The following is an 11,009-nucleotide window of genomic DNA, read 5'->3' as shown; positions in this document are numbered from 1 at the left end:
AGCAAGACACCAGAGATGATTGCGCAAGAACTTTGGGGCGTGCTGCTGGGCTACAACCTGCTGCGCTATCAGATGGTTCAGATGTCGAGGCAGTGCCCAGGTGTTTATCCCTGCGAAATGAGTTTTACCGCCTGCAGCTGGGCAATCTTGGGCTTGCTGCATGGCACATCACTGAATCATCCCGGCAACCTGCCAGGATTTCTGGCGGACTTGCAGGCATCAGCAGCGCAGTATGTCCTACCTCATCGGCGACCTGATCGTTGGTTCCCCAGAGCAGTGAAGCAACGACCAGCAAAATACCCGACCCGAAAATGAAAATGCCAGTCAGCTTAACTGACTGGCATTACCCCTCGGGGCCCTTTTTTTATGGTTGTGTCCCGTCCTGAATAAGGTTTACACCTTTCCCCCCCGAGAATCTGGAGACCTCGATGGTGCATGGTGTGAAACGAACACAGCGTGATTACTCGCTGACTTTTAAAATGGCGGTAGTGGACCAGGTCGAAAAAGGTGAGTTGACCTGCACTCAGGCCCGGGAGCGGTACGGCATCCAAGGAAAATCTACGGTTCTGGTATGGTTGCGTAAGTATGGTAGGCAGGATTGGAGCCAAGGGGCGTCGATCCGGGCCGAGAGGAACTACGCGATGTCCGACCCTAAAACGCTCACTCCAGAGCAACGGATCAAAGAGCTTGAGCAGCAGCTTGAGTTGATGAGCCAGAAGGCTCAGTTCTTTGAGACCGTCGTTGATGTCCTGAAGAATGACTACGGTGTATCGGTCGTAAAAAAGCGATCCGGCAAGTCCTCTCGCAAGGTCAAGTCGCAGGACTGAGCATTGCCAGGGCTTGTCAGTTTCTAGGCATTAGCCGACAGGCTTACTACAAGCGCAATCGAGCCGCCGACAGCAAAGCGCACCAGGCAGATCGGGTTGTCGAGTTTGTTCAGAAAGTCCGGATACGTCAGCCACGACTGGGTACACGTAAACTGCACTATCTGCTGCATTGCCAGCCTGATAAGCGAGTCCAAGTTGGTCGAGACCGACTGTTTGAGGTTTTGGGAGAGCGCCGCTTGCTTGTGCTGCCCAAAAGGGCGTATCACAAGACAACCCAAAGCTATCATCGCTTCTATCGTCATCCCAACCTACTCAAGCCAGGCCCAAATCAGGTTGTCCCATCAGGGCCGGAGCACGTCTGGGTGGCGGATATTACTTACCTGCCCGCCAGAAGCGGCCCGCTGTACCTAAGCCTGGTGACGGATGCTTACTCCAGAAAGATTGTTGGCCATCATGTACATGAAAGCCTACATGCCGAGTCGGTTGCACAAGCCTTTAGGCAGGCCCTGCGCAAGCGACGACGCCGCCAGCCGTTAGTCCATCACTCAGACCGCGGTATTCAATATTGCTCGGCGCTATACCAGTCGCTACATACGCGGCACGGAGTCCATTGCTCGATGACTGACGGGTACGACTGCTACCAGAACGCGCTGGCCGAACGGATCAATGGGATCCTCAAAACAGAACTGCTGCTGAGTAGCCCAGAAAGTCTGGAGCAGGCAAGGAAGATGGTTGATGAGGCCGTGCAGATCTACAACACAGAGCGGCCTCACATGGCCCTGAAAAATAAAACGCCCGATGCGGTGCATCGGGCGTTTTGAGGACGATCGGCCTACCTGAACAGGTGTAAACCTATTTCAGGACTAGACATTGCCGGGAACCTTTTGCGTACTTGCATCTTGCATGCAGGTTTTCCGGCCTGATTGCAAAATGCACGACGGCCGTTTACTTGAAAATTAGCTAAGTTATTGATTTATAAGGAAACAAGCGAGGCGGAAAAGCTGGCACAGCGCATGCAACTACACTCTTACCTGTCGCCAGGACTTACGGCGCAGACCTTTCAAAAAACAGGAGTGACCCACATGAAGAAGTTCGCCATTGCTGCCGCTACTGCTACCGCTCTGACCCTGACCATGGCTAACGCGGCGTTCGCCCAACAGTCCACCCAGGCCCCCATGACGATCGCGGCCGGTGAGGTGACCAAAGCCAAGGAAGCGACCTCGGACACCTGGATCACTACCAAGGTGAAATCGGACCTCATGACCGAGAAGGGCATTCCAGGCTCCGATATCAAGGTCGAGACCAACAAAGGGGTTGTCTCCCTGTCGTCGACCACTGCCATCACCGAATCGCAGAAAAAAATGGCAGTTGATATCACCAAGAAAATCAAAGGCGTGAAGGCCGTCTCTGCGGATGGCCTCAAAGCCGAATAAGGAATGTCCCGTCGGCCAAACGGACTTGGCCACCTTCACCGAAAGCCCCGGCCTGCGCCGGGGCTTTTTCATGGGCGCTCAATACACCGGATTGCGGGCGATAACATCGCTTTCGAAGCATTCCTGCTCGACGATCAGCGGCTCGACCAGCGGGCGGCTGTCGCGAAAATGGGCTGTCTGGGTGTGCGCTTCGTACGCATCATCGTCACGGTAGATTTCGTACAGGTAGATGATGTCCGGGTCGATCCGGTCCTGGGAGACGTCGAATACCAGGCAGCCTGGCTCGGTGGCGACCGAGGCAGCGGCATTGACCTTGATGGCGGTGAGAAAGTCGTCGGCGCAGCCGGGTTTGACGCGGGTCTTGATGAACAGGCTATACACAGGGCGCTCCTTTTGTTTTAAATTCTATTCTGAATTGTATACAAAAATGGAGTCGCGCCAATGTCCGAATTACCTGTTCGCCCCGGTCGCCTGAATGGTCTGCGCCACATCGCCCTGCTGGTGCCCAACCTTGAGGAGTGCGAGCGTTTCTATGTCGATGTCATGGGCATGGAGGTGCTGAACCGGGCCAACGAAGACCTGGTTTATCTGACCTGCGGTAACGACAACCTGTCGCTGGGGCGTGGGGCGGGTGCGGCCAATGGGCTGCAGACCCTGGATCATTACGGGTTCATCGTGGACAGCGTTGAGGAGCTGGAGGCCTGGTACCAGTACTTCAAGGCGCGTGGGGTGACCTTGCTCGACCGGCCGTTCAATCATGGTGATGGTGCGCGCAGCTTCCACCTGCTGGACCCGGCGGGGAACAAGGTGCAGCCGCTGTATCACCCATCGGTGTCGGGCCAGCGTCTAGTCTGATTGCCGCCCTTACGCGGACCTTGTGGGAGCGGCCTTGTGTCGCGAAAGGGCTGCAGAGCGGCCCCATCAATATCTACAGTTATGCTGAAATCCTGGGGCTGCTTCGCAGCCCTTTCGCGACACAAGGCCGCTCCCACAAAGACCACATCAGGCCAAAGTTTATTCGGCATCCAGGTGCATCGGCGTAATCACCCGCCCATCACTCTCGGCCTGCCCCAGGTTGGTATCGATGAAGTACACCCGGTCATCCTCGAGCTTGCCCTTGTCGACCAGGTAGTCCTTGATGCTGCTAGCCCGCTCCTGGCCAAGGGTACGCAGCAATGCGGTGCTTTCAGCCCAGGACTTGATCACCGCCTCGCGCAACTTGGCGGTGCGCTCGTCACGGCTCAGCTGCTCCCATTCCGCCGGTGGCTGCTGCTTCAGTCGGGTACGGTAGATGCCTTCGAGCATCGCCGGTTTGTCGCTGTCATCGACCAGCAGCATCGAGGCATTGGCCGGTACCTTGTCGCCGCGGCGTTGCAGGATCTTGTACCAGGTCGCCTGGTACTCGCGCTCCAGGCGCTGCTGGGCGATCAATGGGCCGTCGCTGCTCTGGGCGCTGGTGCCTTCGATCTCCAGCCTCAGCTCCGGGCGCTCCTTGAGGGCGGACGCGAGCTTGTCCAGTGTCGACTGCGCATCGCCACTGAGTTCACTGGAGCCTGGGGCAAACGCCACCGTACCGAGGTCTTCCGAGCCACCACCGGAAATCAGCCCGCCGATGAACTTGAACGGTGCCTGGGCCGCACGCAGCACCAGGTTGCGCAGGGTCTGCCAGACGATTGGCATGACGCTGAATTGCGGGTTGTTCAGGTCGCCTGAAACCGGCAGTTCGATGGAGATCCGCCCTTCGGTGTCCTTGAGCAGAGCAATCGCCAGGCGGATCGGCAGGTCCACTGCATCCGGGCTGTCGACCTTTTCACCCAGCTGCAGCTGCTCGACCACCACCTTGTTTTCGGCCTTGAGCTGGCCGTTGGTGATCAGGTAATGCAGGTCGAGGTTCAGCCGGCCCTTGCGGATGCGGAAGCCGGCGAACTTGCCGGAGTAGGGCGTCAAGGTGGTCAGTTCGACGCGCTTGAAGCTGGTGGCGATATCCAGGCTGGCCAGCGGGTTGAACGGGTTGAGCGCGCCCTTGATGGTGACCGGGGCATATCGGTCGACCTTGCCTTTGACGTCGACCTTGGCCGGTGCCGGCTTGCGGTTGTCGATGGTGCCGATCTGGCCATTGAGCTGTTGGATGGCGGTGGCGAAGTTCGGTGTCAGGGTCAGGTCGGCGAAGTTGGCCGAGCCATCGTTGATGTCGATCTGGCCGATGTGGATGCCCAGGGGTTTGCTGGCCGCGGCGCTGGCTGGCTTGGCCGGGCTGCGGGCCGGCGCGCCGGCCGGTTGCGGGATGAGCAGGTCGTCCACGCTGGTGGTGCGGTCTTCGTTGATGATGAAGCGCGCGTAGGGCTGCAGCAGGGTCACTTTGTCGATCGACAGGGCATCACCGTGCACATACGACAGGCCATCGACGTTGACTTGCTGCCATTTGACGAAGTCTCGGCCCTTGATGGTGTCCAGGGTGTGCAGCTGGTTGACCTGCGCCTTGCCGGTGACGCTGAAGGCCAGTGGCTCGGTGCTCTTGAGGTCGACCTTGAGGTCGCTGGCGAGCATGCCGCTGCGCAGTTCAAGGCGAATGAACGGGCTGATGTAGGCCTGGGCGACCCGCAGGTCGATGTCACGGGTGCTGACATCGAGCTTGGCCGTGACCGGTGCCAGGTTCACTTCGCCGGCCGCCTGCAGCTTGCCTTGCTTGCCAATGCCGGTGTCGAGCTTGAGCGTGAAAGGCGACTGGTTGAGGCTGTCGAAACCCTGCATGTCGAGGTTCAGCGGGCCAACATCCAGTGCCACCGGCTCCTTCTGGCTGCGGTCGGCAAGGTGGACCTGATAGTTGCGCAGTTGCACGTCCTTGAGCAGTACCTGCCAGGGCTTGCTCGGTGCTTTTGCGGCTTTTTCTTCTGCGGTCGGCTCGGCAGCAGCTGGCTCGGCCTTTTCCTTCGGTGTGGCCTTGGCCGGCTGGCTGGCGAACAGCTGCTGCCAGTCGAGTTGGCCGTCCTTCTCCAGGGCTGCCCAGGTTTCCAGTTTTTCGCTGCGCACCTTGCCGACGGTGACCAGTTGCTTGGCCAGGTCGATGGATGTCTCGCTCACTTCCAGGCTGGCCAGGCGTGCCAACGGCCGGCCATCCGGGGCCTTGATCGCGAACGGCGCGATCTTGAGCGCAGTGTTGTCCAGCAACAGCTCGGTTTCCTTGGACAGGTTCAGCTTGTAGTGGGTGTCCAGGCTGAATACGCCGTCCTCGAGCACTAGGGGCACGGCATCACGCACATAGGGCCAGAACAGCTTCATCTTGCCGTCGGTGACCTTCAGCGTGCCTTCCGAGGCAATCGGCGCCAGGCTGAGAGTGCCGTTCCAGTCGACCCGCCCACCGTTGGGGCCAAGCGCCACCAAGGTCATGTCGGCGTTGTCATCCGGCAGGGTACTGAGGTTCTTCAGCTCCAGGTTCATGTCGTCGTAGACGAACTCGATCGGCTCGCTCGGGCGCTGATCCTGAAAATGCAGGTAGCCGCCACTGAGCTTGATACTGTCGATACGCATTGGGAACGGGTCGCTGGGCGGCTCGTCCGGCTTGGGTTCGCTGGCAGGCAGCTTGAACAGTTGAGTCAGGTTGAGCGTGCCGTCCTTGGCGAACAGCACTTCGTTGCGTGGCTTGTCGAGCTCGATCGCCTGCAGGTGCAGGGCACGTTTCCACAGGCTGTCGAGCGCCAGGTTGGCGTACAGCCGTTCGAAGCCGACCTGCTCCTTGCCGGGCTCGCCGAGCTGCAGGCCCCATACTGTCAGCTCAAGGCTGAAGGGGTTGAGTTCGATGCGTTGCAGGTGCGCCGGCACGGTGGCGTATTGCGCCAGCTGCTGGTTGGCGATACGCAAGGCGAAACCTGGGAGAATGAGGAAGCCGAGCAGGCTGTAGAGGGCCACGAGAGCCAACAGGGCGCCGAGGGCGCGAGTCAATCCTTTGTACATGTGTCGCTTCGTCTGTCTAAGCAGGAATGCTTGGAGTATGGCACGTTAAATCGGTTCCGCTGGGGCGACCATTTCCCGTCACTCGATACCCATGCGCCGTCTGGCCCGATGCGCCGAACCGTCACGCATGGCCCAGCGCAGGATCGGCGCTGTGCGGCGCAGGCCAAGGCGGATCATGCGCCGTTGCAACGGCCCCTGCTGCAGGCCGAGCATGGCCTGGGTCCAGTCTGGCAGCAGATCGATGCCGGCATGCAGCATCAGCTTGCCGACCGGCTCGGCAAGGCGGCTCGGGGCAGGGGCTTCGAGCAGGATCCTGAGCACTTCCAGGCTATGCGCGCTGCATTGCAGGTGTGGGCGCATCTGCTGCAGATAGTCCTCGACCTGCTGGCAGGAGCGTGGCACCCCACGGGCACCGAGGCGTTCGGCAATCAGGGCGATCTCGGCGTAATAGGCGTCCTGATCGGCGCGTGACAGGTGGGGGTCGCGGTAGCGCAAGTGGGCAGCAAGAAAACTGCTGACTTCGGCCACATGCACCCAGGTCAGCAGGTCCGGGTCGCTGGCGGCATAGGGGCGGCCGTCGGGAGCTGTACCGGTTACCTGCAAGTGGATGGTGCGCACCTTGTCGATCAACCATTCGGCGTCACGGGTGGAGCCGAACGTGGTGCCGGAGATGAACTGACTGGTGCGACGCAGGCGCCCGAGCAGGTCCTCGCGGAAATTGGAGTGGTCCCACACCCCGGCCAGGGCCAGCGGGTGCAGCAGCTGCAGCATCAGGGCGCTGATGCCGCCGACCAGCATGCTTGGGAAGTCGCCATGCACCCGCCAGCTGATGCTGTGCGGGCCAAACAGGCCGGGGTCGCCCTTGGGGGATTCGAGGTCGAGTTGGCCGAGGGCCAGCCCGGTGAGGCTCATGACCTGGGTTTCGATGCGTCGGCGTAAGGCTTCCATGGCGTCCTGTGCGTCAGGACGGCCATGGAGCGTGGCCGCCCGTTATTGATTGAGGCGTTTGTCGATCAGGCCCTGCACCACGCTCGGGTCAGCCAGGGTCGAAGTGTCGCCGAGGTTGTCCAGTTCGTTGCAGGCAATCTTGCGCAGTATACGCCGCATGATCTTGCCCGAGCGGGTCTTGGGCAGGGCCGGAGCCCACTGAATCAGCTCTGGTTTGGCGAAGCTGCCGATCTCCTTGCTGACCAGCGCCAGCAACTCAGCCTTGAGTGCGTCGTCCGGATTGATGCCATTCATGGGGGTAACGAAGGCATATACGCCTTGGCCCTTGAGGTCATGGGGATAGCCCACCACGGCAGCCTCGGCGACGCTGTCGTGCAGCACCAGCGCACTTTCCACCTCGGCGGTGCCGATGCGGTGGCCGGAGACGTTGATCACATCATCGATGCGGCCGGTGATCCAGTAGTCGCCGTCGGCATCGCGGCGGGCGCCGTCACCGGTGAAGTAGTAGCCAGGCATGGGTTTGAAGTAGGTATCGACCATGCGCTGGTGGTCGCCGTAGACGCTACGGATCTGCCCGGGCCAGCTGGCCTTGATCACCAGCAGGCCAGCGCCGGGGCCTTCGATCAGCTGGCCTTTTTCGTCCAGCAGCGCCGGTTGAACGCCGAACATCGGCTGAGTGGCGCAGCCGGGCTTGAGCCTTTGCGCCCCCGGCAGCGGCGTGAGCATGATGCCGCCGGTTTCGGTCTGCCACCAAGTGTCGACGATGGGGCAACGCTTTTGTCCGACCTCTTCGAAATACCACTCCCAGGCTTCCGGGTTGATCGGCTCGCCCACGCTGCCGAGCAGGCGCAGGCTCTTGCGCGAGGTGCCCTGCAGCGGTGCCGAACCTTCACGCATCAACGCGCGCAGCGCAGTGGGCGCGGTGTAGAAGATGTTCACCTGATGCTTATCCACCACCTGCCAGAAGCGCGAGGTGTCCGGGTAGTTGGGTACGCCTTCGAACATCAGTGAAATCGCGCCGTTGGCCAGTGGCCCGTAGACGATGTAACTGTGGCCGGTGACCCAGCCGACGTCGGCCGTGCACCAGAACACCTCGCCGTCGCGATAGTCGAACACCACCTTGAAGGTCATCGTCGCCTGCAGCAGGTAGCCAGCGGTGGTATGCAGCACGCCCTTGGGCTTGCCGGTACTGCCGGAGGTATACAGGATGAACAGCGGGGCTTCGGCATCCATTGGTTCGGGCGGGCAGTCGTCGCCGGCCTTTTCGGTCACTTCGTGATACCAGAGGTCGCGGCCCTCGTTCCACGCGACATCGCCGCCGGTTCGGCGCACCACGAACACGCTGCTGACCGCAGGGCAGCTGCTCAGGGCCTTGTCGACGTTCTGCTTGAGTGGGATGCGCTTGCCACCGCGTACACCTTCATCGGCGGTAATCACGGTGCGGCAGTCGGCATCGAGAATGCGGTCACGCAGGGCATCCGGGGAGAAACCGCCAAATACCACCGAGTGGATGGCACCGATGCGCGTACAGGCGAGCATGGCATAGGCGGCTTCGGGGATCATCGGCATGTAGATGCACACCCGGTCGCCTTTGTGAACGCCGCGCGCCTTCAGGGCATTGGCCAGGCGGCAGACCTGACGGTGCAGCTCGCGGTAGCTGATGGCCTTGGAATCCTTGGGGTCGTCGCCTTCCCACAGCAGGGCAGTCTGCTCGCCGCGCTGGGCCAGGTGACGATCGATGCAGTTGTAGCTGACGTTCAGTTGGGCGCCGTCGAACCAGCGGGCTTTGCCGGTCTTCAGGTCGCATTGCTGCACGCTCGACCAGGGTTTGATCCAGTCCAGTCGTTTGGCCTGTTCGGCCCAGAAGGTGTCGGGGTCATCGACCGACTGGCGGTAGAGGCGCTGGTAGTCGTCGGGGGAGAGGCTGGCGGACTGGCTGACGGCCAGGGCCTGGGGATACTGCTTGATATCGAACATGGCGGGTGGTCCTGCTCTTGTCGGAGGGACGGCAACGGCTATTCGATGGACAGTGTAGCTGGAGGGAGCGTTCAACCTGTGCCGACCCCAAGGTCGGCACAGGTTGGCGATCAACCGCGGTGACGGCCGCGGAAGTAGTTGATCAGGCCCTGGGTGGAGCCATCTTCGGCGCTGTCTTCAAGGCTGCCGACCAGGCGCTGGTAAACACCTTTGCCCAGCTCCTTGCCCAGCTCGACGCCCCACTGGTCGAAGGCGTTGATGCCCCAGATCACGCTCTGCACGAACACCTTGTGTTCGTACATCGCCACCAGAGCCCCCAGGCGACGCGGGCTGATGCGTTCGACCACCAGAGTGTTGCTCGGGCGGTTGCCCGGGATCACCTTGTGCGGCGCGAGCTTTTCGATGTCCGCTTCGTTCAGGCCCTTCTGGCGCAGTTCGGCCTCGGCTTCTTCACGGGTCTTGCCGAGCATCAGCGCCTGGCTCTGCGACAGGCAGTTGGCGTAAAGCCACTGATGGTGGTCGGCCACCGGGTTGAAGCTGACCACTGGCACGATGAAGTCGGCCGGGATCAGCTGGGTGCCCTGGTGCAGCAACTGGTGGTAGGCATGCTGGCCGTTGCAGCCGACGCCGCCCCAGATCACCGGGCCGGTATCGGTCTTCACCGGGGTGCCATCCTGCAGCACGCTCTTGCCGTTGGACTCCATGTCCAGCTGCTGCAAGTGCTTGGTGATGTTACGCAGGTAATGGTCGTACGGCAGGATCGCGTGGCTGTTGGCGCCCCAGAAGTTGCCATACCAGACGCCCAGCAGGGCCAGCAGCACCGGCATGTTCTTGTCGAACGGCGCGGTCTGGAAGTGCTGGTCCATGGTGTAGGCACCCGACAGCAACTCCTTGAAGTTGGCAGTGCCGATGGCCAGGGCGATCGGCAGGCCGATGGCCGACCACAGCGAGTAGCGCCCGCCCACCCAGTCCCACATCGGGAAGATGTTCTCTTCACGGATACCGAAGGCCACGGCGGCGGCCTTGTTGCTGGACACCGCGATGAAGTGGCGGTACAGCTCGGCTTCCGAACCGCCCTGGGCCAGGTACCAGGTGCGCGCGGCCATGGCGTTCTTCAGCGTCTCGAGGGTGTTGAACGACTTCGACGAGACGATGAACAGGGTGGTTTCGGCGCGCAGGTTGGCCGACAGTTCGTGGAACTCGCTGCCGTCGATATTGGCCAGGTAGTGGCAACGCACGCCGCGCTGGGCATAAGGCAGCAGGGCTTCGGAGACCAACTCGGGGCCGAGGAACGAGCCACCGATACCGATGTTGACCACATCGGTAATCGGTTTTTCGCTGTAGCCACGCCACAGGCCGTCATGAATACGGCCGACCAGCTCGGTGATCTGGTTGAGGACCTTGTGTACTTCCGGCATCACGTTGACGCCGTTGACGCTGAGCTTGTCGCCTACCGGGCGGCGCAGTGCGGTGTGCAGCACCGGGCGGCCTTCCGAGGCGTTGATGATCTCGCCGCTGAACATCGACTTGATCGCATCCTGCAGGCCGACCTGTTCGGCCAGGTCCACCAGCAGCTTGCGGCTTTCGTCGGTGATCAGGTTTTTCGAGTAGTCGAGGAACAGGCCGCAGCAGCTCAGGGAGAACTGATCGAAGCGTTTGGCGTCGGCGGCGAAGGCTTCGCGCATGCTGAAGCCTTGCATGGCGTCGCGGTGTTTCTGCAGGGCCTGCCAGGCAGGCAGGGCCGTCACATCGTGGGGTGTACGGTAATACGCCATTGCGCGGAATTCCTTGATGCGTGGTGAGCCTTGGACAGGGCAGTGATTGCCGGGTTCAGACTGGCCATCATTATAGGCAAAGGCCGCGCACAGGGAAT

The 11,009-nt window shown here is 61.2% G+C and carries 8 protein-coding genes and 1 pseudogene; 4 read left to right on the top strand and 5 right to left on the bottom strand.

All coding sequences use genetic code 11. The features are described from left to right. From N430_RS27615 to N430_RS27605, 3 genes and pseudogenes are all read left to right on the top strand, one after another. Positions 1-315: pseudogene (locus N430_RS27615) on the top strand (IS4 family transposase); the annotation flags it as partial. A gap of 113 nt (positions 316-428) precedes the next feature. After that, positions 429-1,648, top strand: a protein-coding gene (locus tag N430_RS27610; protein WP_116583665.1) for an IS3 family transposase whose coding sequence is annotated in 2 segments (ribosomal slippage) — positions 429-777 and positions 777-1,648 — 1,221 coding nt in all. Because the reading frame shifts where the segments join, the coding sequence is not laid out codon by codon here. A 261-nt stretch (positions 1,649-1,909) separates the two neighbouring features. Next, positions 1,910-2,260 carry a BON domain-containing protein gene (locus N430_RS27605; protein WP_079226478.1) on the top strand — a complete coding sequence of 117 codons (351 nt, stop codon included), beginning with the start codon at positions 1,910-1,912 and terminating at the stop codon, positions 2,258-2,260. 78 nt (positions 2,261-2,338) lie between these two features. On the opposite strand, the gene N430_RS27600 is transcribed toward N430_RS27605, so the two are convergent. Then, positions 2,339-2,641, bottom strand: a complete 303-nt coding sequence (locus N430_RS27600; protein ID WP_110639844.1) for a putative quinol monooxygenase — start codon at positions 2,639-2,641, stop codon at positions 2,339-2,341. A 60-nt stretch (positions 2,642-2,701) separates the two neighbouring features. Between N430_RS27600 and N430_RS27595 the strand changes: the two genes are divergently transcribed. Next, positions 2,702-3,115, top strand: a complete 414-nt coding sequence (locus tag N430_RS27595) for a VOC family protein (protein WP_110639843.1) — start codon at positions 2,702-2,704, stop codon at positions 3,113-3,115. Between the two features lie 159 nt (positions 3,116-3,274). On the opposite strand, the gene N430_RS27590 is transcribed toward N430_RS27595, so the two are convergent. The 4 genes from N430_RS27590 to pgi form a co-directional block, all read right to left on the bottom strand. Next, the gene (locus N430_RS27590; RefSeq protein WP_110639842.1) at positions 3,275-6,211 is read right to left on the bottom strand and encodes a DUF748 domain-containing protein; all 2,937 of its coding nucleotides are present in this window, start codon (positions 6,209-6,211) and stop codon (positions 3,275-3,277) included. Positions 6,212-6,289: 78 nt separating this feature from the next. Beyond that, on the bottom strand, positions 6,290-7,159 hold the full coding sequence (locus N430_RS27585; RefSeq protein WP_110639841.1) for an oxygenase MpaB family protein: 870 nt from the start codon (positions 7,157-7,159) through the stop codon (positions 6,290-6,292). A 42-nt stretch (positions 7,160-7,201) separates the two neighbouring features. Next, the gene (gene acs / locus N430_RS27580; protein ID WP_110639840.1) at positions 7,202-9,136 is read right to left on the bottom strand and encodes an acetate--CoA ligase; all 1,935 of its coding nucleotides are present in this window, start codon (positions 9,134-9,136) and stop codon (positions 7,202-7,204) included. Between the two features lie 110 nt (positions 9,137-9,246). Next, a complete protein-coding gene (gene pgi / locus N430_RS27575; protein WP_110639839.1) occupies positions 9,247-10,911 on the bottom strand; it encodes a glucose-6-phosphate isomerase in 1,665 nt (554 codons plus the stop codon). Positions 10,912-11,009 lie beyond the last annotated feature (98 nt).

This window comes from Pseudomonas sp. CC120222-01a (genome assembly GCF_003097235.1).
Taxonomy (GTDB): domain Bacteria; phylum Pseudomonadota; class Gammaproteobacteria; order Pseudomonadales; family Pseudomonadaceae; genus Aquipseudomonas.
Note: the sequence above shows the minus strand (reverse complement) of the source record. Positions and strands in the feature narration are given on the sequence as shown.